Annotated in this window: 23 protein-coding genes; 9 read left to right on the forward strand and 14 right to left on the reverse strand. The window is 60.4% G+C overall.

Features of this window, described 5'->3' with window-relative positions; all coding sequences use genetic code 11:
* Positions 1–3 precede the first annotated feature (3 nt).
* From CX511_RS17765 to CX511_RS17775, 3 genes are read right to left on the reverse strand one after another with little or no spacing between them, the layout of a single operon-like run.
* Positions 4–867, reverse strand: a complete 864-nt coding sequence (locus CX511_RS17765) for a carbohydrate ABC transporter permease (protein WP_045188710.1) — start codon at positions 865–867, stop codon at positions 4–6.
* Positions 864–1,961 carry an ABC transporter ATP-binding protein gene (locus tag CX511_RS17770; RefSeq protein WP_101293136.1) on the reverse strand — a complete coding sequence of 366 codons (1,098 nt, stop codon included), beginning with the start codon at positions 1,959–1,961 and terminating at the stop codon, positions 864–866. Before CX511_RS17770 ends, CX511_RS17765 begins: the two co-directional genes overlap by 4 nt.
* A complete protein-coding gene (locus CX511_RS17775) occupies positions 1,961–3,055 on the reverse strand; it encodes an ABC transporter ATP-binding protein (protein WP_101293137.1) in 1,095 nt (364 codons plus the stop codon). The genes CX511_RS17770 and CX511_RS17775 overlap by 1 nt, the downstream gene beginning before the upstream one ends.
* 248 nt (positions 3,056–3,303) lie before the next feature.
* Here CX511_RS17775 and CX511_RS17780 point away from each other — a divergent pair, with 248 nt between their 5' ends.
* From CX511_RS17780 to CX511_RS17790, 3 genes are all read left to right on the forward strand, one after another.
* Positions 3,304–5,130: a sigma-54-dependent Fis family transcriptional regulator gene (locus CX511_RS17780; protein WP_101293138.1), complete on the forward strand. Its 1,827-nt coding sequence runs from the start codon at positions 3,304–3,306 to the stop codon at positions 5,128–5,130.
* 153 nt (positions 5,131–5,283) lie between these two features.
* On the forward strand, positions 5,284–6,330 hold the full coding sequence (gene ocd / locus CX511_RS17785; protein ID WP_101293139.1) for an ornithine cyclodeaminase: 1,047 nt from the start codon (positions 5,284–5,286) through the stop codon (positions 6,328–6,330).
* A gap of 100 nt (positions 6,331–6,430) precedes the next feature.
* Positions 6,431–6,925 (forward strand): Lrp/AsnC family transcriptional regulator, encoded by a 495-nt coding sequence (locus CX511_RS17790; RefSeq protein ID WP_045188718.1) that lies wholly within the window; start codon positions 6,431–6,433, stop codon positions 6,923–6,925.
* Between the two features lie 15 nt (positions 6,926–6,940).
* On the opposite strand, the gene CX511_RS17795 is transcribed toward CX511_RS17790, so the two are convergent.
* From CX511_RS17795 to CX511_RS17830, 8 genes are all read right to left on the reverse strand, one after another.
* The gene (locus tag CX511_RS17795) at positions 6,941–7,993 is read right to left on the reverse strand and encodes an AI-2E family transporter (RefSeq protein WP_045188719.1); all 1,053 of its coding nucleotides are present in this window, start codon (positions 7,991–7,993) and stop codon (positions 6,941–6,943) included.
* An 11-nt stretch (positions 7,994–8,004) separates the two neighbouring features.
* Positions 8,005–8,802: a DUF4892 domain-containing protein gene (locus CX511_RS17800; RefSeq protein WP_045188720.1), complete on the reverse strand. Its 798-nt coding sequence runs from the start codon at positions 8,800–8,802 to the stop codon at positions 8,005–8,007.
* A 115-nt stretch (positions 8,803–8,917) separates the two neighbouring features.
* On the reverse strand, positions 8,918–9,772 hold the full coding sequence (locus CX511_RS17805; RefSeq protein WP_045188722.1) for an alpha/beta hydrolase: 855 nt from the start codon (positions 9,770–9,772) through the stop codon (positions 8,918–8,920).
* Positions 9,769–10,563 carry an alpha/beta fold hydrolase gene (locus CX511_RS17810; RefSeq protein WP_045188724.1) on the reverse strand — a complete coding sequence of 265 codons (795 nt, stop codon included), beginning with the start codon at positions 10,561–10,563 and terminating at the stop codon, positions 9,769–9,771. Before CX511_RS17810 ends, CX511_RS17805 begins: the two co-directional genes overlap by 4 nt.
* Before the next feature lie 92 nt (positions 10,564–10,655).
* Positions 10,656–11,003, reverse strand: coding sequence for a hypothetical protein (locus tag CX511_RS17815; RefSeq protein WP_045188726.1), 348 nt, complete (start codon positions 11,001–11,003; stop codon positions 10,656–10,658).
* 121 nt (positions 11,004–11,124) lie between these two features.
* A complete protein-coding gene (gene sixA / locus CX511_RS17820; RefSeq protein WP_045188728.1) occupies positions 11,125–11,580 on the reverse strand; it encodes a phosphohistidine phosphatase SixA in 456 nt (151 codons plus the stop codon).
* Positions 11,577–11,924 carry a DUF4389 domain-containing protein gene (locus CX511_RS17825; protein ID WP_101293140.1) on the reverse strand — a complete coding sequence of 116 codons (348 nt, stop codon included), beginning with the start codon at positions 11,922–11,924 and terminating at the stop codon, positions 11,577–11,579. The genes sixA and CX511_RS17825 overlap by 4 nt, the downstream gene beginning before the upstream one ends.
* A gap of 15 nt (positions 11,925–11,939) precedes the next feature.
* On the reverse strand, positions 11,940–12,965 hold the full coding sequence (locus CX511_RS17830) for an NAD(P)H-dependent glycerol-3-phosphate dehydrogenase (protein ID WP_045188732.1): 1,026 nt from the start codon (positions 12,963–12,965) through the stop codon (positions 11,940–11,942).
* Between the two features lie 170 nt (positions 12,966–13,135).
* Here CX511_RS17830 and CX511_RS17835 point away from each other — a divergent pair, with 170 nt between their 5' ends.
* The 5 genes from CX511_RS17835 to fabB all read left to right on the forward strand — a co-directional run bounded on the left by CX511_RS17835 (position 13,136) and on the right by fabB (position 20,021).
* A complete protein-coding gene (locus CX511_RS17835; RefSeq protein ID WP_101293141.1) occupies positions 13,136–15,247 on the forward strand; it encodes a TonB-dependent receptor plug domain-containing protein in 2,112 nt (703 codons plus the stop codon).
* On the forward strand, positions 15,244–16,140 hold the full coding sequence (locus CX511_RS17840) for an ABC transporter substrate-binding protein (RefSeq protein ID WP_101293142.1): 897 nt from the start codon (positions 15,244–15,246) through the stop codon (positions 16,138–16,140). Before CX511_RS17835 ends, CX511_RS17840 begins: the two co-directional genes overlap by 4 nt.
* Complete coding sequence (locus CX511_RS17845) at positions 16,137–18,062, forward strand: response regulator (RefSeq protein ID WP_045188736.1); 1,926 nt, start codon at positions 16,137–16,139, stop codon at positions 18,060–18,062. Before CX511_RS17840 ends, CX511_RS17845 begins: the two co-directional genes overlap by 4 nt.
* Positions 18,063–18,273: 211 nt before the next feature.
* Entirely contained in the window at positions 18,274–18,789 is a 516-nt protein-coding gene (gene fabA / locus CX511_RS17850; protein ID WP_011060067.1) for a 3-hydroxyacyl-[acyl-carrier-protein] dehydratase FabA, read from the forward strand.
* Between the two features lie 11 nt (positions 18,790–18,800).
* Complete coding sequence (gene fabB, locus CX511_RS17855; RefSeq protein ID WP_045188739.1) at positions 18,801–20,021, forward strand: beta-ketoacyl-ACP synthase I; 1,221 nt, start codon at positions 18,801–18,803, stop codon at positions 20,019–20,021.
* Positions 20,022–20,238: 217 nt separating this feature from the next.
* Here fabB and CX511_RS17860 read toward each other — a convergent pair whose 3' ends face one another.
* The 3 genes from CX511_RS17860 to CX511_RS17870 form a co-directional block, all read right to left on the reverse strand.
* Complete coding sequence (locus CX511_RS17860) at positions 20,239–21,864, reverse strand: methyl-accepting chemotaxis protein (protein ID WP_045188741.1); 1,626 nt, start codon at positions 21,862–21,864, stop codon at positions 20,239–20,241.
* A gap of 139 nt (positions 21,865–22,003) precedes the next feature.
* The gene (locus CX511_RS17865; protein ID WP_045188742.1) at positions 22,004–22,468 is read right to left on the reverse strand and encodes a DUF3859 domain-containing protein; all 465 of its coding nucleotides are present in this window, start codon (positions 22,466–22,468) and stop codon (positions 22,004–22,006) included.
* 75 nt (positions 22,469–22,543) lie between these two features.
* On the reverse strand, positions 22,544–23,548 hold the full coding sequence (locus CX511_RS17870; protein WP_101293143.1) for an amidohydrolase family protein: 1,005 nt from the start codon (positions 23,546–23,548) through the stop codon (positions 22,544–22,546).
* Between the two features lie 115 nt (positions 23,549–23,663).
* Here CX511_RS17870 and CX511_RS17875 point away from each other — a divergent pair, with 115 nt between their 5' ends.
* Positions 23,664–24,524 carry a pirin family protein gene (locus tag CX511_RS17875; protein ID WP_101293144.1) on the forward strand — a complete coding sequence of 287 codons (861 nt, stop codon included), beginning with the start codon at positions 23,664–23,666 and terminating at the stop codon, positions 24,522–24,524.
* Positions 24,525–24,621: the final 97 nt, after the last annotated feature.

Consider the following 24,621-nt stretch of genomic DNA (forward strand, 5'->3'; position numbering starts at 1 on the left):
CCCCTAGTCTTTATCGGTATGGGTCATGGCGGTGTAGAACAGCCAGGAGACCAGCAGGATGATCAGGAAGTACACCAGCGAGAACGCCGCCGCCGGGCCCAGGTCGAACTGCCCTACCGCCATCTGGGTCAGGGTCTGGCTGAGGAAGGTGGTGGCGTTGCCCGGCCCACCGCCCGTCAATACAAAGGGCTCGGTATAGATCATGAAGCTGTCCATAAAGCGCAGCATCACCGCGATCAGAAGTACGTTCTTCATCTTCGGCAACTGGATGTGGCGGAACACCGCCCAGGCCGACGCGCGATCGATGCGCGCAGCCTGGTAGTAGGCATCCGGGATCGCTCTGAGCCCCGAGTAACACAGCAACGCCACCAACGAGGTCCAATGCCAGACATCCATCACCAGCACCGTGACCCAGGCATCCATGGTATTGGCCGCATAGTTGTAGTTGATGCCCAGCTGATTCAACGACGCACCGAGCAAGCCGATGTCCGCGCGGCCGAAAATCTGCCAGATCGTGCCGACCACGTTCCATGGAATCAACAATGGAATAGCCATGACGATCAAACACAACGACGACCAGCGTCCTTTGCTCGGCATGGTCAGGGCGATGGCGATGCCCAACGGAATCTCGACCAACAATACACAAGCGGAATAGATGAACTGGCGCAGCAAGGAGTCGTGCAGACGCGGATCCTGCAGCACCTGGCGATACCAGTCGGCACCGACGAAGTAGCGGCTGGACTGGTCGAAAATATCCTGTACCGAGTAATTGACCACGGTCATCATCGGGATCACAGCGCTGAAGGCCACCAGCAGGAACACCGGCAGCACCAGCCACCAAGCCTTGTTGTTGGGCACCTTGTTCACGGTTCGAACTCCAGCAGCACGTCGTCGGCATAGAGCATTAACCACTGCGCCGGAAAGCTGATCCAGGCATGCTCCTGTGGCACTGCACGGTCTTCGCCAAGGCGCACCTTGAGCGGCGCGCCACCAAGGTCCAGGGTCAGGATCCTGTATGTTCCCAAGTCTTCGACATCCACCACTCGGGCAGTCAAAGCATCGTCAAACGGCGCCTCACGCACCTGGATGAATTCCGGACGGATACCGACCTGCAAGCGCGACGCCGGCAGGCTGGCCAGACGCGCTTGCAGTTGCTCGGGCAGCGGCAGGTGCACGGTGCTAAACCCGACACCGCCCGGCTGCGCTTGCACGTCAATCAGGTTCATGCCGGGGCTGCCGATGAAATAGCCGACAAAGGTATGCCGTGGACGCTCGAACAACTCCCGCGGGGTGCCGAACTGAACGATCTGTCCGCCGTACATCACCGCGATCTTGTCAGCGAAGGTCGAGGCCTCCAACTGGTCGTGAGTGACATAGATCATGGTGATATTGAACTGCTCGTGGATCTGCTTGAGCTTGCGCCGAAGCTTCCACTTCAGGTGCGGGTCGATCACTGTCAGCGGCTCATCGAAGAGGATCGCCGAGACATCATCACGCACCAGCCCACGGCCCATAGAGACCTTCTGCTTTTCGTCAGCGCTGAGGTTGCGCGCCTTTCTTTTGAGCACCGGACCGAGATCAAGTACTTCAGCGATTTCCTCAACCTTGCGACGTACCCGCGCCTCATCCAGGCCTTGGTTACGCAAGGGAAAAGCCAGATTATCGAACACCGTCATGGTGTCGTAGACCACTGGAAATTGAAAAACCTGGGCGATATTGCGTGCTTGCGGCGACAACTCATTGACCACCCGGCCATCGAACAGCACCTCACCGTGGGAGGGATTGAGTAGGCCGGAAATGATATTAAGCAAAGTCGACTTGCCGCAGCCCGAAGGCCCGAGCAAGGCATAGGCGCCGCCTTGGGCCCAGACATGGTCCAACTCGCGCAAGGCATAGTCATCGGTACCGGCGGGGTTTGAGCTATAACTGTGGGCCAATTGCTGCAGGCGAATCTCGGCCATCAGGCAACCCTCGCTTCACGCGCGCCCGGCGCCTGCACCAACTGTCCGGCGCTGTCGAAGACGAACAGCTTGTGGGTGGGAATAAACACCCGAATTGGCGCATCGACGTGATATTCGTGCACACCGGGCAGATGCAGGATGATGCGAAAGTGCTCATTGCGCACGTGCAGGAAGGTTTCCGAGCCGCTGATTTCCGCCAGTTCCACCAGCACCGCCAGCTCCAGATCGTCGTCATTCGATGGCACCAGGCTGATATGACTGGGACGCACGCCAAAGCGGTATTCGCCATCATCGATTCGGCGCAGGTCAGCGTTCATGGCGAAGTGCACGGCACCAGCGAAACTCACTTCATTGCCGTTGATACGCCCGGGGATCAAGTTGATCGGGGGCTCAGAAAACAACTCTGCCGCCAGCACTGTGCGCGGCTGGTGATAGACCTGCGCGGTGGCCCCGCTTTGCACGATGGTGCCTTCATGAAGGATCGTCGTGGTGCCGCCCAAGGCCAATGCCTCGTTCGGCTCAGTGGTGGCATACACCGCAATACAATGGCGCGACGCAAACAGCTCGCGCATCTCCTGACGCAGTTCTTCACGCAGCTTGTAATCCAGGTTTACCAAGGGCTCGTCGAACAGGATCAGTTCTGCATCCTTGACCAAAGCCCGGGCCATCGCCGTGCGTTGCTGCTGCCCCCCGGACAGCTCCAGCGGCAAGCGTTGCAGAAAGGGCTCAATACGTAACATCTGCGCGGTTTGATGAACCTTGTGACGAATCTCCTCTTCGCTGACGCCTGCCTGGCGCAGTGGCGAAGCAATATTTTCGAACACGCTGAACATCGGGTAATTGATGAACTGCTGATAGACCATCGATACGTTGCGCTGGCGCACCGGTCGCCCAGTGACATCTTCCCCATTCATCAGCACCCGGCCCTGATCGGGACGATCCAGGCCCGCCATCAGTCGCATCAGGCTGGTCTTGCCGGACAGCGTGCGGCCAAGCAGGACATTGAACGAGCCCGGCTCGAAACTGAGGCTGGCATCGACAATCCAGCGCTGGCTGTCGACGGTGCGGCTGACGTGCTCCAGCGTAAGCGACATGGGTGGCCCTGATTATTGTGAATGACAGGCTCTGGCTGTAGAGCCAGATTCATGCCAGCACCGGCAGTGATCGCTAAGTTGTTGTCGTCGTGCTGTTTTTTCTACTGCTGTGGCAGGTACCGAATCGCGCCTGAACAAAAATGAACAACAACAGCTGAACACTTGAACAGCCCCGGCATTGACAATGAACAGGACTGAACAACACTGGAGCACACAAAAACAATACTGCCCCGGCAGAGGGAAGGCTCATGGCTGCTTCCAGTGCATCCCATGCCCAACTGATCCAGGCCTCCTGGGCGCGTTGCCGCGACTTTGGCCTTGAACATCAGTCAGCACCCGACTTCGGGGAGCTGTCAGGCGTGCGCCTAAGCGAATTGCTCGAACGCCAGCAAGCCTTGTTGCGCACCACACGCGACGAAGTGATGCCGCAATTCAGTCACCTGCTCGGCAACTCCAGTTACCTGATCATGCTCAGTGATGATCAGGGCCAGCTCCTGGAAACCTGGGGCACTCGACGATTTATCGACCCGCGCCAACAACAGGGCTTTAGCGTGGGTGCCCGCTGGCTGGAACAGGGCGTCGGCACCAATGCCATTGGCACTGCCCTGGCCTGCGCGCAGGCTGTGCATGTTGGTCAGGATGAACATTTCCTCAAGCTCAACCGCTACATGGCCAGCGCCGCCGCACCGCTGTTCGACGCACAACGACGCCTGATCGGCGTGCTCGATGTTTCCAGCGACAGTTACCTGCCGGCCTCGCAAACCCTGGGCCTGGTGCGGATGATGAGCCAGAGCCTGGAAAACCGCCTGATCATGGCCCGTTACGCCGGGCAGTACCGCCAATTGAGTTTCAACACCGATGCAAACAACCTCGACAGCCAGTGGGCCGGTTTGCTCCTGTTCGATGATCGTGGGCGGATCCTTGCCGCCAACCGTCGGGCTGACAGTTTGCTGGGGCAAGTCGCTTTGCAGCAGTCTCTGGAACAACTGCTCCAGACGCCACTCCCGGCGTTATTGAAGCATCCCGCAGGTCAAGCCTTTGCCGTGCAGGTGGCCGGGCGCAATCGCTTTCACTGCCTGCTGCATGAGCCTCTGGCCAGCCCCTTGCCCGCCGCAGCGCGGTGCCCGCCAGCCGACTGCGACCCACGCATTACTAAGGCGCTGCGCCAGGCTCAGTTGCTGCTGGAAAAAGACGTCCCGGTGTTGATCCACGGTGAGACCGGGGTCGGCAAGGAGGTCTTCGTCAAAGCCCTGCATGAAGCCAGCAGCCGTCGCAATCAGCCGCTGATCGCGGTGAACTGCGCAGCGATCCCAACGGAGCTGGTGGAATCGGAACTGTTCGGTTATGAGAAAGGTGCGTTTACCGGTGCCCACCACAAGGGTAACCTCGGCCTGATCCGTAAGGCCGATCAGGGCATCGTTTTTCTCGACGAAATCGGTGACATGCCGCTGGCGACCCAGGCGCGCCTGCTGCGGTTCCTGCAGACCCGTAACATTCAGCCGCTGGGCAGTGGTGAGACGGTAGCCGTCAACGTCCGGGTCATCTCGGCCACACACCAGGATCTGCCTGAACGGGTGCGCCAGGGCCGATTCCGTCAGGACCTTTACTACCGGATTGCCGGGCTCAGCCTGAGCTTGCCACCGTTGCGCGAACGCAGCGATCGCTTGGCACTAATCGAGCAAATCCACCAACACTACCGCGACGCCGAAGCGCCGCCACAGCTGGACCACAACGTGCTGCAACTGCTGTTGCAGCACCCCTGGCCGGGCAACCTGCGCCAGCTTGCCAGCACGTTGCAGGTCGCTCTGGCCCTGGCCGGCCCGCACCCTATTGCCCTTGAACACTTACCGGACAGTTTCTTCAGCGAACTGCCTACCGTTCAAGCAAGCCAGCCTTCCCCGCCCCTTGCGCCTGATCAACGCGATCTCAACCGGCGTCTGCAAGCCCTCAACGGCAATGTTTCGGCGTTAGCCCGCGACCTGGGCATCAGTCGCACCACGCTGTACAAGCGCTTGCATGCCCAGGAGCAAACCGACAGCTGCCCCCAGACGTGTGAAGATCCCGGCTTACACTGAAGGTATACAGCCGATTCCGCTGTCAAACCGTGCATTTCAGCTTAAGCGGCTGAGCAGGGAGCGCGCTTCAGCCGAGATATCTGCGCCAGCGCATCGACAATAGATGCACTGCCCCGGATTCGTGCCTCGGAGCCCATAACAAAGGAGTTGATCATGACCCGCTATATCGATGTGACTGACTTGCGTCGCCTGGTTGCCCGCAAAGGCCTGAGCACCTGCATCAGCGAAATGGCCGAGTACATTCGTGAAGACTACCTGCGCTGGCACGACTTCGAAAAATGCCCACGCCTTGCCAACCACTCGCCCGATGGCGTGATTGAGCTAATGCCGGTATCCGACAGCAACCTGTACGCCTTCAAGTACGTCAACGGCCACCCGAAGAATACCCAGCGCGGCATGCTCACGGTCATGGCCTTCGGCGCCTTGGGCGATGTCGACACAGGCGCTCCGGTGCTGCTCAGTGAAATGACCCTGACCACCGCCATCCGCACCGCTGCCACCTCGGCCCTGGCCGCCCGTTACCTGGCGCGCCCGGACAGCCGGTGCATGGCGCTGATCGGCAATGGCTCGCAAAGTGAATTCCAGGCCCTGGCCTTTCACACCTTGCTGGGGATCGAAGAAATCCGTCTGTACGACCTTGACCCCAACGCCAGCGCCAAGCTTGTGGCCAACCTCAGCGCCTTCCCGCAGCTGCGGGTAACGATTGCCGGCTCGGTTGCCGAAGCGGTACGTGGCGCCGACATCGTCACTACAGTCACCGCCGACAAGGCCTTTGCCACCATTCTCACCCCAGAGATGATCGAGCCCGGCATGCACCTCAACGCGGTGGGCGGCGACTGCCCTGGTAAGACCGAACTGCACCGCGACATTGTCGAGCGCGCCCGGGTGATCGTCGAATATGAACCGCAGAGCCGGGTCGAAGGCGAGATTCAGCAGATGCCCGCCGACTCGCCGACCACTGAGTTCTGGCAAGTGGTCAGCGGCCGGGCACCTGGCCGCGAACATGCCGCTCAAGTGACCCTGTTCGACTCGGTTGGCTTCGCCCTGGAAGATTATTCAGCGCTGCGCTATGTACTTGATACGGCCAAGGCACTGGGCATCGGCCATGAGCTTGGCCTGGTTCCCCAACTTGATGACCCCAAGGACCTGTACGCCCTGCTACGCCAGCCACTGGCCAGCATGCAGAAAAAGCGCGCCTGAAGCAAAGCGGGGTTAGCTGGCTGAACGTGATACAGACGGTGACCAAGGAAGGTCGTACCATGTTCAGGACATCAACCGTTTTAAGTGAAGCCGAACCTGTATGGACACCAAGGTTAATAGCCCACAAACCGAGCCAGCCCTGGACCGCATCGACGAAGCCATTATCGAGGTTTTGCGCCACAACGGGCGCATCACCTATGAAAAGCTTTCTTCACTGGTACATCTCACCCCCCGCCCCTGCCTTGAGCGCGTGCGCAAGCTGGAACGGCGCGGCGTGATCCGCGGCTACAGCGCGATCATTGATGAGCAGCGGATTTCGCCCGGGTTGTCACTGCTGGTCCTGGTGGCCCTGTCCAACCAGAGCGGACGCGCGGCGCAAAAGGCCTTCGAAGCCTGCATGCGCGCCTGCCCGCAGGTCTTCGATTGCCAATTGATCAGCGGTCATTTCGACTACAGCCTGCGTATGCGCTGCCGCGACATGGAGCACTACCGGGTACTAAGTGAAACCTGGATGAACAACGACGAATTGCACATCGACAAACTGGTGGCTCACCCTGAGCTGGCGGTGGTCAAGAACACCGCCCCCCAGGGCTGAACCTGCGCTGCTCTGTCAGGGACGCGGCGGCGCCACCGGCTCGCTGCGTGACCAATCCAGCAGCAGGCTATAAGCGACCGCCAACAGGGTTGGGCCAATGAACAGGCCAATGAAGCCGAAGGCCAGCAAACCGCCAAACACCCCCAGCAACACGATCACCAGCGGCAGGTTGCCACCGCGACTGATCAGGTAAGGTTTTAGCACGTTGTCGACACCACTGATGATGAACGTGCCCCAGATCCCGAGAAACACCGCCATGCCGTATTCGCCCTGCCAGGCCAGCCAGACAGTGGCCGGAACCCAGGCCAGTGGCGGCCCCATGGGGATCAGGCTGAGCATGAAGGTGACAATACCCAGCACCAGCGCCCCTGGCACACCCGCGATGAAAAAACCGATCATCGCCAGGACGGCCTGGGCCGCCGCCGTACCGATCACGCCATTGACCACCCGCTGTACCGTACCGGCAACCAGCTCCAGGTAATACTCGGCACGCTCGCCAATCAGGCGATCCAGCAAGCGCAGGACAAACGCCGACAAGCGCGGACCGTCGCGGTAGAAAAAGAACACGAAGACCAGGCTCAAGGTCAGTTCAAGCATACCACTGCCGATCTGCGCACTGCGTGCCAGGAACCAGTTTCCGACCTGACCCAGATAGGGCTTGATCGTGGTCAGCAAGGCCGCACCCTGCTGGTCGATTGTGTCCCACATGCGTACCAGGCGCTCGCCCACCAGCGGCACGCTACCCAGCCAGTCTGGCGCATCCGGTAGACCGCCAACCTGGACGTCACGCACGAATGCGGTGGCGTCACGGATGTGATCGGCGAGGTTGAAGCCCAGCCAGACCAGCGGCAGGGCCACCAACAGAATCCACAACGTGGTCAACAACCCGGCAGCAAGGGTTTCGCGACCGCCCAGCAGTCGGGTCAGCAGGCGCATCAGCGGCCAACTGGCATAGGCCAGGATGGCCCCCCAGAGCAGCGCCGACATGAACGGGGCCATGACCCAAAGGCCGGCCCCTAGCAGAGCGAGGAGAATGATCTGTACCAGCAAGCGGTCATTGTTGGGCATGCGCATCTCGTTCAACGAATCAATTCGACGTGAAAACCGTCGGTCTTGGCATCACCCACTTCCAGCCGCGCCAGGCGCACGCCGGCCTTGCCCAGCTGTTCGCGCCAGGCCTCGGCCTGAGCCCCGCTCAAGCTCACGCGCAGGGTGCTGTCCAGATTCAGGCTGCGCCCAAGCAAGGTCACCCAGGCCGGCAGGGGTTCACCCACCAGATCAGGGTAGTCGAGCTTGCCGGTGTCCCGCAGCTCGCGCAGCACCGTAGCGGGGGTTGGCAGGACTTCGCCCAGCGGCTTGTCGGCGACAAATTCTTCTACATGCAGATAAGCGCGCTTGTTGCCGCGGGTAATGCTGTAGAGAGCAACCAGGGTATTGTTCTGCTCGGCGGAGCGCCGCAGGAGAATGAAAGCCTGCTGATCGTCGGCACCACCAAGCCGGGAGTTCTTGAAGACCTCATTGGCCCACAGGCTGTTTTCGCCACAATCGCGGGCTTGGCACCAGAACAATGGGTAACCGCCGTCCTGCTGCAGGGCTTCGCGGGCAGTAGTAAACGCTTCATTGGCGCTGCGCTCAGGCGGTAACTCGTAGGTGACCGAACTGATCAGACCACGGCTTTCAATCTTGCCTTCGGCGCGCAACTGACCACTGATCTTGCGCAAGGAGCCAAGCGGGTAAATGCGCTCCTGGTCGGCAGCGCTGCGCTCGACCACCACTTTGGCATCGACCGGCACTGGCAGCCCCTCGGCCAGCAGAGGGGCACTGAACAGCACGGCCAAACCTGCCGCCGCTGCTTGCTTATAGCGTTTGATACTCATTGGCAGGCCACGCCGCACGGGGCGCCAAGGCTGAATATGGGTGAAACGTTGTCTTGCTTGTTCATGGTTGTCTCCCTGTTCAACCCGCCAAGCCTCGACAGTTGCCCGCCGCAAGTCAAGAAATGCTAAAAAAGCGATTGAAACAGTCTGCAACAAGGGTTGCACCCTTTTCGTCATTCACATGCAGGTGATGACCGCCCGGCAACAAGGTCTGGCCAAAGGGTAGCTGCTCAAGCAACGCCTTGTGGCGGACCAACATACCGTCGGCGGCGACCACCAAGTGCGCCGGACACTCGATGCGCTGAACGAAACTCAGCGCTTGGCTTTCACTTAAACGCGTGGGCGACGGCAAGGTCAAGCGACTGTCGCTACGCCAGGTGTAGCCGCCGGGTACCGGCATCAGGCCACGCTGGGCGAGCAGTTCGGCGGCTTCGCGGCTGACCGCGACCACCCCCTTCATCCGCGCGTCCACTGCTTGATCAACCGTTGGATGCACGGCCTTGCGTTTATTGTCCAGGCGCAACTGTGCCTGCAATGCCATGCCCATGCGTTCAGCGGCATCTTGAGGGCCACCGGTGGGCGGAATCACTCCATCTATCAGCGCCAAGCGTGTGATGCGTTCGGGCAGCGAACCGGCCAGCACAATCGAAATGATCGCCCCCAGTGAATGGCCAAGCAGGGCAAAACGCGCCCAGCCCAATTGCTCGGCCACGCGCAGTACATCATGAGCGTAATCCCATAAGGCATAGCCAGCGCCCGCCGGTCGGTGCTCGGAATGACCATGGCCAGCCAGGTCCAGGGCCAGGATACGTAGCCCTGGCAGTTTCGGGGCCAGCCGGGCAAAACTGTTGGCGTTGTCCAGCCAGCCGTGCAAGGCAATCACCGGCAGCCCATCGGCTGGGCCAAACAGGTGAGCGGCCAGTTCGATATGGCCAAGGTTCAGGCGGATTTCTTCCATTTCTGTGCTCATGCCGGCCCCTGCTGCCAGCGATCAAACAACCCCTTGATCAAGCTGGCGGTGTCGGTGGGCCGTTCCAGCGGAAACATGTGACCACCCGGCAAGCTGTGGTACTCCCCTCGGGGCAAGCTAAGTACTGCTCGGGCATGATGGCGCTTGACCACCCCACTTGTGCTGCCACGAACCATGGCCAACGGCAGCTCAAGGCGCTGGGCCGGCGCTGGCCGAGTGTGCGGCAGGCTGCGGTAGATACTGATTTCCGTCGCCGGGTCGAAGCGCAACCGCAAACCGTCATGAGTTGCCTGCAAGCCATGCTCAAGGTAAGCGTCCAGACATTCAGGGTCAAAATGTCGGAACAGCGACTTGCCGGCGAAATAGGCCCGGGCACTGTCACGGTCGGTAAACGCTTCGCGGCGCCCCAACGTCCGCCCGGCCGGTGTGATTCGGTCGATGAAGCCCATGCGTTTGGCCGCCTGAATCAGCCACTGGTCGAGCCGGGTGAGCACCGGTGAGTCAAGCATGATCACACCGCGGTAATACTGAGGACAGCGCAGTGCTGCATGCAGGTGCAGTACACCACCGAGTGAGTGCCCCACCCCCCAGACCGGCCCTGGCTGTTGTTGCAAGTGATGAATCAGCTCATCCACCAGGTTTTGCCAATTGTCATTGACTGGAAAACGCGGGTCGTGGGCATGCTGCGGCAGGTGAAAGACCTGATAATCAGGCGCCAGCGCGGCGAAGAGCTTGCCATAGGTCCCGGAAGGAAAGCCGTTGGCATGGGCGAAGAAGATCTGCTGCGACATGGCCGCCGGTTCCTAGGGGAGTGATGACACATTGTCGGCATGCGGCGGTTAACCAGCAATGTTCGGAAAAGCCATCAGCAAGGGCAATCAGGTCAATACTCGCCAAAACTGGCCATGGAACGACGCAGGCACGCGTGGATAGACGCCAGTTGATGTTCCAGGGCCTCACGGGCGCGGCGCTTGTCTTCGGCATCGAGATCCAGCTTGCGCAAGGCCAGGCAACTGCTTTGCAACAGGTGAGCCATGCGTATGCCCGTCTGGCGCAATTGTTCCAGCTCGTACTGACCTTCGTACCGGCGTAGCAGGTATTCCAATTTGGCGTCGGCGCTGTCTTGAAGCAGGCGGTACTCGGCAAACCCTAACACCTGGTCACTCTGAACCTTATCCAGCGTCGATTTCAGGTCAGCCGAATAGGCCAATTGCGGATATGTACTGCTCATTGCCGGATCCCCAGGGCCACCTTGCCCACGACTGTGGCGAACGCTAACAAGCCGGCCAGTGATCGACAACTGAAAAAAAGACCAGGTCGATCAGTGGCCTGCTGTGAAGAGCGCCCCAGGCTCAGGGGTGAGAAAGGTTGCGCAAGGTCATCAGCCCGGCCAGCGGCCAGTCACCTTCGAGTTCGGCCAGGCTGGCGGTGGTCATCGGTGTTGGCTGACGCAGGTGCCCCTGTTGCAACAGGCCGACCAGGTTGCCCACCAGCGGCTGGTGGCTAACCAGCAGCACCTGTTCCAGGCCCAGCTTATCCAACTCGGCGATAACCTCCTGGGGATTGGAGTCCGGTGTCAACCAGGCGACTGTCTGTACTGGCTGGTTGAATCCTAGCGCTTCGTGCACCAACCCTGCGGTCTGCTGGGCGCGCACATACGGGCTGGCGAGGATCACCTGCAGCGGTGTACCGAGCAACAGCCCAGCGCTGCGCAACACCTGCTCACGCCCGTGAGGCGTCAGTTTGCGTTCTGCGTCCGTACGGGCGCGAGGCTCCGCTTCGCCGTGACGCAGGACCCAGAGTTTCACAGTTTGGGCTCCTCATCGCGAACCGGATGTGCGGCAGGCGGCACGCTATGGGCAGCTTCACCCTCTGGGGCGCGCGGCGTTGGCCAATCGGCGAACGGCCAGGGTTTCTGATCACTGTGGAAGCAGCCGAAGCGACCAATCTGCGCCAGAAACTGGCTCAAGCTGTCGCCAAAGTTCATCAGGCCAGCACTCGGTGCGCCGTAGATCAGGCGGTAGATCAATTGCACCAGCACCAGGCCACCGAGCAGTAGCTCGGCCAGTTGCCAGACCACCAGGAATATCAGCATCCACAACACACGGAAGATGATCGACTCACGTTGCGCCTGGTTCGGGGATTGATTCATGTCTTGCTCCTGTACTCAGTTGAAACCGCTGGTGGAGATAAAGTCGACATCAGTTTTCGGCTCGGCGCGCATCAACAGCTCAATCACCTGATTCAACGTGCGCCCTTCGAAAAGAATGGCGTGCAAACCCGCAACCAACGGCATGTAGACCTGCACTTCCTGAGCCTTGACCTTCAGCACTTTGAGCGTGTTGACGCCTTCGGCCACCTCGCCCAAGCGGTTGACCGCCTCTTCCAGACTCAAGCCCTGCCCCAGGGCATGACCGACCTGGTAGTTGCGGCTCTTGGGCGAGGAACAGGTCACGATCAGGTCGCCGACGCCGGCCAGACCGAGAAAGGTCATCGGGTTAGCGCCTTGGCTGACGGCGAAGCGGGTCATTTCCGCCAGTGCTCGCGTAATCAGCATGCTCTTGGTGTTTTCGCCCATGCCCAGGGCTACAGCCATGCCGGCAATGATCGCGTAGACGTTTTTCAACGCCCCGCCCAGCTCGACACCGAAACGGTCGCTGCTGGCGTAGACGCGGAAGGTGCGCCCGTGCAGTACTGCTTGCACCCGCTGGCAGAGCGCTTCGTCCTCACTGGCGACCACCGTGGCGGTCAACGCATGCTCAGCCACTTCACGGGCCAGATTGGGCCCCGAAAGCACGCCAATGCGTGCCTGTGGAGCGATTTCTTCGAGGATCTGGCTCATCAACTTGAAGCTTTGCGCTTCGATGCCCTTGGTCAGGCTGACCAGCATCTTGCCGCGCAACAATTGCGCATGAGGCGCCAATACACTGCGTAGGGCGCTCGATGGCAAGGCAACAAAGATCAGCTCGCAATCCTGCAGGGTCGCTAACAGGTCATTGACCGGCTCAACGCCTGGATGGATCTTCACGCCTTTAAGATAACGTGGGTTTTCCCGGTTGCTGCGCATGGCTTCTGCCTGCTCGGGATCGCGCATCCATTGCCGTACGCCAACGCCGTTTTCCGCCAGCAGGTTCGCCACGGCAGTGCCGAAACTCCCACCTCCCAGAACTGCAACAGGCTGCTGTTCAGTCATATCCAATCCGTTAAAACCAATTTAAGTGGCGATGTGCGCATTATACGGAGCGCCCGTGACAGAGCCAGCGCCAGATCAGCGAATTGAGCTGGGATTGCCCTGTGCAGCACTGAAAAATGCTGGCCACTCGGTTAACATGGCCGGTTTGAACCCGATACCAAGGCCGCGCCGTGTCATTTGGCCCTCCTACTTCCCGACCACTCCTGTTGTTGACTGCGTTTCTCGGCGGACACACCCTGGCAGACGACTTGTTCGTTGACAGCCAATCGCTACCCCAGGTACTTACCGCGACTCGGCTCAAACAGTCTCCGGCAGCCGTGCCCGGGAGCATGACCGTGCTCGACAGCGCATTGATTCGCGCCAGCGGCGCCCGCGACATTCCCGAGTTGCTGCGCCTGGTTCCAGGCATGATGATCGGCTATGGCGCCGGTAACCAGCCCACGGTCAATTACCACGGCAGCAACGTCAATGATGCCCGGCGCATGCAGGTACTGATCGACGGCCGCTCGGTGTATCGTGCAGGCTTGGCCACGGTGGACTGGAGCGACATCCCCCTGGCCATGGAAGACATCGAGCGCATCGAAGTGTTCCGCGGCCCCAACACCGTCAGTTATGGCGCCAACGCGCTGATGGCGGTGGTCAACATCCTCACGCGCAAACCAGTCGACAGCCATGGCACGCGCCTGAAAGTCACCCGCGGCCAGCGCGGCATCAATGATTGGTACGCCAGCCAAGGCAGTGGCTGGGAGGGCGGCGACCTGCGTCTGTCGCTTTCCGGCATGCAGGATGACGGCTTCGATGAAACCCGCACCGGCCAGGATTACCGCGACAGCCGTCGGCTCAACCGCCTGAACCTGAGTGTCAGCCAAACCCTGGCAAGCAACCAGAGCCTGGATTGGCAGTTGGCCGCCAAAGAAGGCAGCGATCAGCGCCCCTATACCTACAAGCCGGTGTTCTACGGCGTCACCGCCAATGGCAACAATGCCGACACCAAGGCCAAGGACTATGCCGGCTCGCTGCGCTGGAACATCGACCTGAGCCCCGACCACAGCGTGTACCTACAAGGCTCGGCTCAACACTGGGATCGTCAACAGGTCTGGCGCGCCTGCGATGCGGCGCTATCGTTCAGCCCGGAGCTGACCCGCCTGTGGCAGCTCAACCCCAATTACGCCGAACAAGTGGCGCGCCATATTCTCTCGCCGCTTCCCTCTGGCACAGCTCAAGAACAGACCCTGGGCCGTCAGGTGCAACAACAGTGGCGCAGCGGTGGCTCCAGCCAGGTCTGCGGCGATATTGACCAGAGCACCCGGGAAACGCGCTACGACCTGGAACTGCAGGACACTCTGAGCCTGTTCGACAGCCTGCGCCTGGTCACTGGCGCCAACTTCCGTTACGACCGCGCTGATTCACAGACGTTCTTCAATGGCAGACTGGACGACAGCACCTGGCGCCTGTTCGGCCACCTGGAGTGGCGTGCCGATGAGCACTGGATTATCCAGGGCGGGGCCATGTACGAAGATGCACGACTTTCGGGCAGCTCGCTTACCCCACGCCTGGCGGTGAACTACCTGATCACTCCACGCCACGGTTTGCGTGCTGTGTACTCCGAAGCAGTGCGCTCACCAGACATGTTCGAGAACAACGTCAATTGGAGCTATCGGGTCAACAACCTGACCCCGGGCGCGTTCGGCCAGCGCAGCGCCCAATACTTCGTCAAGACCCGTGGGCCAGGTGACCTGGAACAGGAGCGGATGCGTTCGCGGGAACTGGGCTATAACGGTTACTTCGCCGACGCCGACGTAAGCGTTGACCTCAAGCTGTTCTACGACGAAATCACCGGCATGATCAGCGAACCACTGCGCAACAACCAATACATCGCCAGCAACAGCAATAAAGCACGCTTCAGCGGCACTGAAACGCAGCTGGACTGGCGCCTGAGTCCGGCCGATCGCCTGCGCGTGACCTACGCCCACGTCGATGCCTGGGCCAGCAACCCGGCTGATCGGCGCTTGAGTGCTCACAACAGTGGTTCAGCCGGCTGGTTGCGCGACTGGGGTCAAGGCTGGTCCAGCGCTTTGTTCTACTACGGTGACGATGAATTGAACCAGTATCGCTTTGAACGCGTGGACCTGCGCGTGGCCAAGCACTTGCACTGGGATCGCACCCAACTTGAACTGGCGGCGCTCCTGCAGCAACGCCTGGACGACGAGCCCTCCACCTTCCCCGACAACCGCTATGACAGTCGCCACGTCCTGTACTTCAGTGCGGAGCTGGAATTCTGATGCGCGTGTTGCGGTGCTGGTTGCTACTGGTCTGCTTGTGGCCCTTGAGCGGGCTGTCGGCCAGTGAAATCCTGCTCACCGGCAGCCAGGACAGTCCCGGTGTCGAGCAGTTCGCCCAGGCGCTGCGCGAACGCCGCCCTGGCGACACCGTTCACTTCGTGCCGGTGACCGAGCTGAAGCGCCCCTCGCAGCTCAATCCGGCCGTTCGCCTGATCCTGCTCGACAGCGCCAGCCTGGAATGGCGCTTGAGTGAAACTGCCGGCCCTGCGGCGCTGGCCTTGCGCGTCAGCCGCGTGCAAGCAGAACAGCGTCTGGGGCAACTGCGCCCGACTTACTTGAGCCTGCTGTGGAGCGATCCCCCTGTGGACCGTCAGTTGCGCCTGACCCGCTATCTACTGCCTGAAGCCCGGCGGGTTGGCGTGCTCTACACCGAACACAGCTACTTTCTGGTCGAAGAGTTGCGCCGCGCCGCCAAGCCCATGGGCCTTGAGATCATCGCCGAAGCCTGGCCAGATCTGCGCGACAGCCGCCCCTTGCAGACCTTGCTGCAAAACAGCGATGTACTACTGGGTATCGACGATCCCCAGTTGTACAACTCCAAGACGGCGAAAAACCTGTTGCTCAGCAGTTACGGGCAACAGAAAGCCTTGATTGGCCCCAATGCCGGTTTCGTCCGAGCAGGCGCCCTGGCCAGCACCTTGAGCAATCAGGACGACTGGTTGGCCGTGCTCGATCGCCTGCTCGACCAATCGCCTAACAAATGGCCGCGCGCGCTGTACCCCGAACATTTCAGTGTCGTCGGCAACCAGCAGGTTGCCCGCGCCTTGGGCATCGAATCCATCGACGCCAAACGCGCCGCCCTGACGCTGGCCGAAGGAGAACGCAGACCATGAGGCGTCGCCTGAGCTGGGACATCCATACCCGCACACAGATCATCAGTCTGGGGCCGGCCTTGTTGCTGACCTTGCTGCTGATCAGCTTCTTTACCTTCGTGCGCATCCAGGACTTGCGCCAGGAGCTCAATCACACCGGTCAACTGATCGCCAACCAGCTGGCGCCGGCATCGGAGTACGGGGTGATCGCCGGAAACGACGAAGTTCTGGAAAGTCTGATGCGCGCGACCTTGAGCATCCCTCATGTACGCTTCCTCGAAGTTCAGGACAGCAGCAACCATATTCTGGTGTACGTCGAGCAGCCGGATGAGCACGACAACCGTGCCCAACAGGTCGAAGTGTTCCAGGCCCCCATCCGCCTGCAGCAGATCCGCCTGGACAACGACTTCCTTCACAATAGTAAGCAACCGCTGAAAAACATCGGAGACGACTACCTGGGGCGGGTTATCGTCGGTATGTCCAATGATGCATTTAGCGAGCGCCAGAAAGAAATCGTGATCAAGGCCGCGATCCTCGCCCTGTTCGCCCTGCTCTTCACTTTTCTTCTGGCCCGCCGACTGGCCAGGAGCCTGGCCAAGCCGATCAGTGATATGGGCTATGCCGTAAAAGCCATACAACAAGGCGACTTCAATGCCCCCTTGCCCGTGGTCGACGACAGTGAACTGGGCCACTTGGCCCGGCACATCAATAACCTCGCCCGCGCCCTGGCGCAGGCCAGCCATGAACAGCAGCAGGCGATGTCGCAACTGATCCAGGCCCGCGAGGAGGCTGAGCAGGCCAACCGGGCCAAGTCCGACTTCCTGGCGATGATGAGCCACGAACTGCGCACACCGATGAACGGCGTTCTGGGCATGCTGCAGTTACTCGAAACCACTACCTTGAGCGAAGAACAGACCGAATACACTGCCGTGGCCAGTGAATCGACCGGCCACCTGCTCAAGGTGATCAACGACATTCTCGATTTCTCGCGGATCGAGCGCACCCACCTGGAACTGGAACATATCGATTTCAACCTTGCCGAGCTGATTGGCAGTTGCGTGCAGTCCTTCCATCACCTGGCCGCCCAGCGCGGTCTGAGCCTACAACTGCAGTTGCCGCCCGGCATGGAGCAATTGCAGGTCACTGGCGACCCGACGCGGATCCGCCAGGTTCTGCTCAATCTGGTAGGCAATGCGCTGAAGTTCACCGAGCACGGTAGCGTGCGCGTTGCGCCACGCTGGCAAGTACTCGACCGTCAATTGATCTGGTTCACCTGTGCAGTTCACGACACCGGTATCGGCATCGACAATGAGCGCCTGGAAACCATGTTCGTCGCCTTCCAGCAAGCTGACAGCTCAATTTCTCGCCGCTATGGCGGCACCGGGCTGGGCCTGTCGATTGCCCGTACCCTGGCCGAACGCATGGGCGGCACTTTGCGCGGAGAGAGCCACGAAGGTCAGGGTTCGACCTTTACCCTGGAGATGCCGTTGGCGTTGTCACTCCAGCAAATGCCACGCTTGCCGAGCCAGCACACCACGCCGGATGAAGAAGGCCAAGGCCGGCGGGTCTTGCTGGTGGAAGACAACCCGGTGAATCAGACCGTGATCGAAGCCATGTTGCGCAGCCTGGGATTCGAAGTGCATATTGCCGTGGACGGCGCCCAGGCAGTGGCCCAGGTTGCCCACCAGCGCTTTGCTGTCACCTTGATGGACTGCCGGCTGCCGATCATCGATGGCTATGAAGCCACCCGGCGCATCCGCCAACTCCCGCAGGCAGCCGCCATGCCGATTATCGCCCTGACCGCCAATGCACTGCAGGGTGATCGCGAGCGCTGCCTCAATGCGGGGATGAATGATTACCTGGCCAAGCCATTCAAACGCACTGATCTGCAGCAAATTCTGCAGCGTTGGCTACCCGGTCAGTCAGCTGCGACTGGCGATTAATGTGAAATTGCGGCAGTCTTAGGAACTGGACAGGCTGGTTGGAAAGCCTGAAAATAAAATTTCAGTGCACAAGTGTACTTCTTTGCCCCGTGCGCTGTGACTTTCACTACAACGCAATAGTCTATGTGTAGGCTGCCGCCCCAAACACACGCGTTTTGGGTCGGCCGGGAAGATTTGCCCCCTGCCGCACGGGGACTATTGAGGAGCTCGCATGACCAAACAAAACGCCTTTACTCGGGAAGACCTGCTGCGCTGCAGTCGCGGTGAGCTGTTCGGCCCAGGTAACGCGCAACTGCCCGCCCCGAACATGCTGATGGTGGATCGCATCACCCATATCAGCGAAGAGGGTGGCAAGTACGGCAAAGGTGAATTGGTCGCCGAGCTGGATATCACCCCGGACCTGTGGTTCTTCGCCTGTCACTTCGAAGGTGATCCGGTGATGCCGGGCTGCCTGGGCCTTGATGCCATGTGGCAACTGGTCGGCTTCTTCCTCGGCTGGCAAGGCCTGCCAGGCCGTGGACGTGCCCTGGGTTCGGGCGAAGTGAAGTTCTTCGGCCAGGTCCTGCCAACGGCCAAGAAAGTCACGTACAACATTCACATCAAGCGCGTCCTGAAGGGCAAGCTGAACATGGCCATCGCAGATGGCTCGGTCAGTGTCGACGGTCGCGAGATCTACACCGCCGAAGGCCTTCGGGTCGGCGTATTCACCTCCACTGACAACTTCTAAGGGTTATCCGCATGCGCCGCGTCGTTATCACTGGTCTGGGCATCGTATCGTGCCTGGGCAATGACAAAGAGACCGTCTCCGCCAACCTGCGTGCAAGCCGCCCTGGCATCCGATTCAACCCGGAATATGCCGAAATGGGTCTGCGTAGCCAGGTTTCCGGCTCCATTGACCTCAACCTCGAAGAACTGATCGACCGCAAGGTCTTCCGTTTCGTCGGTCACGCCGCCGCCTATGCCTACCTGGCAATGGCCGACGCGATCAAGGATTCGGGCCTGACCGAAGAACAGGTGTCCAACCCGCGCACCGGCCTGATCGCAGGCAGCGGCGGCGCGTCGACCCTGAACCAGATGGAAGCGCTGGACATCCTGCGCGAAAAAGGCGTCAAGCGCGTGGGCCCGTACCGCGTCACCCGGACCATGAGCAGCACCGTCTCGGCGTGCCTGGCCACCCCGTTCAAGATCAAGGGCCTGAACTACTCCATCGCTTCGGCGTGCGCCACCAGTGCACACTGCATCGGTACCGCGATGGAACAGATCCAGATGGGCAAGCAGGACATCGTCTTCGCCGGTGGCGGTGAAGAAGAACATTGGAGCCAGTCGTTCCTGTTCGACGCCATGGGCGCCCTGTCCAGCAAGCGCAACGACACTCCAGAAAAAGCCTCCCGTGCTTACGACAATGACCGTGACGGTTTTGTCATCGCCGGTGGTGGCGGCATGGTCGTGGTTGAAGAGCTGGAACACGCCCTGGCCCGCGGCGCAAAAATCTACGCCGAGATCGTTGGCTACGGTGCTACTTCCGATGGCTACGACATGGTCGCGCCAAGCGGCGAAGGCGCCATCCGCTGCATGCAGATGGCCATGTCGACCGTTGATGCACCGATCGACTACCTGAACACCCACGGCACCTCGACCCCAGTGGGCGACGTTGCTGAGATCAAGGGTGTTCGTGAAGTGTTCGGTGACAAGGCGCCAGCCATCAGCTCGACCAAGAGCCTGTCCGGTCACTCGCTGGGCGCCGCAGGCGTTCACGAAGCGATCTACTGCATGCTGATGATGGAAGGCAACTTCATTGCCGGCTCCGCCAACATCGACGAGCTGGACCCCGCCGTTGCCGATATGCCAATCCTGACCAAAACCCAGGAAAACGCCAAGATCGACACCGTGATGAGCAACAGCTTCGGTTTCGGTGGCACCAACGCCACCCTGGTGCTCAAGCGCTGGGAAGGCAAGTAAGGGTTAGCCTCTTACACTGAAAACGCCCCGACTGGTTCGGGGCGTTTTTGTGTGTACCTGCAATTGATCCGTAGCCGCTGCCGTCAGGCTGCGATCGGCTGCGAAGCAGTCGCCATCCAGCCGCCGCGAGGGACCGCAATAGCGGCCGCTGCACGCCCGATCGCAGCCTGGCGGCAGCGGCTACAGCAGGCCAAGTCAGCCTATTGCAGTTGCACAGCTACACCGAGAACCTGCCTACCAGGCCATTCAGATCAATCGCCAACTGCGACAACGCCTGACTCGCGGCATTGGTCTGGTTTGCCCCCGCAGACGTTTGCAGCGCCAGGTCACGAATGTTGGTCAGGTTGCGGTCTACCTCTCGCGCCACCTGTGCCTGCTGCTCGGACGCACTGGCGATCACCAAATTACGCTCGTTGATCAAGCTGATGGCCGTGGCGATTTCCTCCAACGCCGCCCCCGCCGCATGCGCCCCATCCAGGGTACTGCGGGCACGCTCGTTGCTCTGCTGCATACCTTCCACAGCCCGGTCTGTGCCCTGCTGGATACCATTGATCATCTGCTCAATTTCCCGCGTCGACTGCTGCGTGCGATGCGCCAGCGCCCGTACTTCATCGGCAACAACGGCAAAGCCACGCCCGGCGTCTCCCGCCCGGGCTGCCTCGATTGCGGCATTGAGGGCCAGCAGGTTGGTCTGCTCGGCAATCGAGCCGATCACATCCAGCACTTTGGTAATGCCGTGCACCTGTTGCGCCAGCTGCCCAACCTCCTCCGCATTGGACGTCACCCCGGCCGCCAGCGACTCGATCGAGGCCACGGTCAAACGCACCTGCTCTCGGCCCTGGCGAGCAATCCGGTCCGACTCACGGGACGCTTCGGAAGTGGCCACAGCATTGCTTGCCACCTCCTCCACCGCGGTGGTCATCTGGTTAACTGCGGTAGCCGCCTGTTCGATCTCCTGGCTCTGCTGCATCAAGCCGCGAGTGGCATCTTCGGTCACTGCGCTGAGCTCCTCAGATGCCGAGGCCAACTGATTCGACGAATCAGAAATGCGCCCAATGGTCTCGCGCAGGCTTTGCTGCATTTGCTTGAGGGCCGCCAGCAGGCGCGCCGGCTCGTCCTTGCCCTGTACCGCAATCTGCGGCGTCAGGTCGCCCGTGGCCACCACCTCAGCCACCTGCAGTGACTGGGCCAAGGGCCGGACGATACTGCGGGTCAGGGTCAGCGCCAGGAGCACCGTCATTACCAAGGCCGCCAGCAACAGGCAAACCACCCAGATCCAGGCACGTTGGTACACCGCCTCGGCGAGATCGGTAGCGTTATTGGCGTGATGATTATTGAGTGCGATCAACTCGTTGAGCGTGGCGGCAAGCTGGTCGGCCAACTGGTTCATTTCACCATTGACCACAGCAACTGCTGCCTCGACCTGCCCCTCCTGGGACAGCTGAGTAACCTGGGCCTGCAGTCCCAAGTACTGCTGCTCCGTCTTCAAGTAGCGATCAAACAGCACTTGCTCTTGCGGTAGAACAATCAGCGCCTGGTACTGCTGCTGCGCTTTGCTTAGACCGGCTTTTATTTCTTCGATGCGCGCCTTGTTTTGCTGCAGCGATTGCGGATCGCGGTTGATCAGCAAGCGCAAGGTCAAGGCACGGATGCGCATGGTGTCCTGAGTCATCTGCCCTACGGCAATGACACTGGGCAGCCAGTTGCTGTCAACCTGCTCGGACTGCTGGCGCATGCTGGTCATCTGCATCAAGGCAAATACGCCAAGAGCAAACACCAGCAGGGCCACCAGACCAAAGCCCAAGGCTGCCCTGGGCGCGATATTGATATTTCTCAAGCTCATCTTCCGGCTCCTTCCAAAAGCGCTGCACAACAATGCAGCAATCCCTTCTTCTAGAAGATATCGGCCCTTGGAAGAATTGCGTTAGACGAAAACGTGATATCAAAGCGCCTGCTCATCTCGACGACAGGTGCGGCCCGTCTCAGCGCACAGTAAAGCGCTGCTCGGCCAGCAGGCGATCCCCCTGGAACACCATGAAATGCCATTGGCCCGGCACCACTTCGTAATTTTCAGTGAACTCGAAGGCCATTACATCCTGTGCCGCCCCTGGCACCAGCTTCTGTACCACTTCAAATTTGTCATGGCGCTTGCCGTCGGGGGTGCGCACCCCAGGGGTGAGGTACAACAGGGTCAGTGGCGTGTCTTCAGCAGCCTTGCCCTCAAGGCGATAACGCATCCCGAACTTGCTGCCCAGGCGCGCCGGAATCTCGTCGGTGTGCTCGATGGTCTGGTTGTTCTGAGTCAGCACCCGTTCGCCAGGCTGGAAGTTCTGATGACGGGTTTCAAACAGCCCGTACTCGATCGGTCCTTGGACCCGGACCTCGGCACTGGCCAGGCCACTGACCAGCACAAGCCCGCACACAGCGCTCAAACGACTGAAAAACATGATGCACTCCATCAGAATTGATGGCGGCAGGCTATGACGCTGGCATGACAGACTGATGACAACTGGGGAACTGGCTCAACGCCGCTTGGGCAGCACCGCGAGAAAGTTATCCACGGCAACCTTTTGCGCGACGTCTGCTGGCAAGGCATCGAGGAACGGATCGAAGCTGTGCAATTGCTCCCCCAGGCTACTGAAGCGCCCGACCACGTCAGAACCGAGCATAAAGCGTTCTGGGAAGCGTTTGACCAATTCGACCCACTCAGCCCTAGGCTTACCGCGCTCGTCCAGCAGGTAAGGCTGCAGGACGCTCCAGGACAGGTCAATGTACAAGTTGGGATACGTCTCGAGCATGCGGGACAGAGTCGGCAGCAAGAAATCCAATTGTGTTTGATGCCGATGAATTTCCAGACTGGTTCCGGCATGGGCCCAGATGAAACGGGTATGCGGATGATTGCGCAACGGCGCTTCGATTTCCGCCAGGTACAGTGGATTGCGCTCACGCTTGGAGGTGATGTTGGAGTGGATCAGCACCGGCAGGTCCTGCTCAGCCGCCAGGTGGTAAATACGCGTCATGGCCTCGTTGTTGGCGCGCGGGGTATCGCCGCTGGTCAGGGCGGTCAGGTCGTCATGACGGGTGAAAACCTCACCAATGCCCTGCCAAAGACCTGGATTCAGCTCAAGCATCCGCTCGATGTGCGCCACTGCATTTTTGTCTACGGGATTGAAGCCGGTCAGAAACGGGTGAAAACGCCGACGCTGCTCGGGCTCAAGCTTCTCCAATGCTGCGGCGATATAGATATCAGTAGCGCTGTACCAATAGGCATCAGCATCGTCACCGGCGTAGTAGCGCGGGCGCTTGGGTTCATCCTCATGCCATTTTTTTGCCACCGCCACACCGGAGATCATCGACTGATCGATGCGCGCTTCGTCCATCGCTTTGAGCAGCGCGTCCATGCCCTCGCTTTCCTGAAAGAAATCCACATAGTGCAAATGCGCATCACTGTAGCGGTACTCCCGCGCCTGCACACTTTGCAAGGTCAAGCCCATCAACACGACCCAGACCAGGGTTCTGGCAAACATTGCGCGTTCCTTCTTCGCGTTTCAGTCAGGGTAGACCGACCAGTGCGCCACGCAGTTCAGCCCTTATCTGTAACAGGTTATGCTCAGGGTCATTATCCCCGGCCTGGAGCCCACCGTGAGCAATCCCCTGGTTATCCGCCCTCGCGCTGAATCCGTCGAGGGCCAACCGATCCTGCGCCCCCTGCCCTCGGCACAATGCCGCAGTGTCGGACCCTTCGTGTTCTTCGATCATATGCTCGAAACCGACTACGCCGCCGGCAATGGCGTGAACATCCGCCAGCACCCGCATATCGGCCTGTCCACCCTCACCTACCTGTTCGAAGGCGAGTTGCTGCATAAAGATAGCCTTGGCTCCGATCAACGGGTCAAGGCCGGAGAGGTCAGCTGGATGACCGCCGGCCGTGGCATTGCCCATGTCGAAAGGACCCCGGCCGATCTGCTCGCCAGGGGTTCGCGCCTGCATGGTTTACAGGTATGGCTGGCGTCGCCCAAGGACGCTGAACAAGGTGACAGTCACTACAGCCATCACCCGGCTGCCAGTTTGCCGGTCAGCGACAACTTGGGGGTGAACATCCGCATGATTGCCGGTGATGGCTTCTGCCTACAGTCGCCGGTACCGGTGCTGTCGCCGACACTGTATGCCTTGGTGCAGATGCAGGCGGCGACTACGCTGAGCATCCCCAACGAGCACGCCGAGCGGGCGCTGTATGTGCTGGAGGGTGAGGTGAGCCTGAACGACGAAGCGGTCGAGGCGCACAGCCTGGTCGTGCTACCCGAAGGACAGGAGATGAGTTTGTTTGCTGACAGCGAATGCCAGTTGGTGCTGTTCGGTGGCGCGCCACTGGATGGGCCGCGGCGGATGAACTGGAATTTCGTCGCCAGTGATCCACTGCTGATTGATCAGGCACGGGCACGCTGGGCGGCTGGCGATTGGCCGACGGTACCGGGGGAAAGTGAGCGAATCGAGTTGCCCTAAAACCACTGCGAGCGCTTCGCGTAGACAACCTCTTAGCCGCTGCCAAGGCACGAGGCTGCGGCCTCAAGGGGCCAGTCAGAGCAGTTGGGCGTCGGCG

It is taken from the genome of Pseudomonas sp. S06B 330 (assembly GCF_002845275.2).
Lineage (GTDB): Bacteria > Pseudomonadota > Gammaproteobacteria > Pseudomonadales > Pseudomonadaceae > Aquipseudomonas.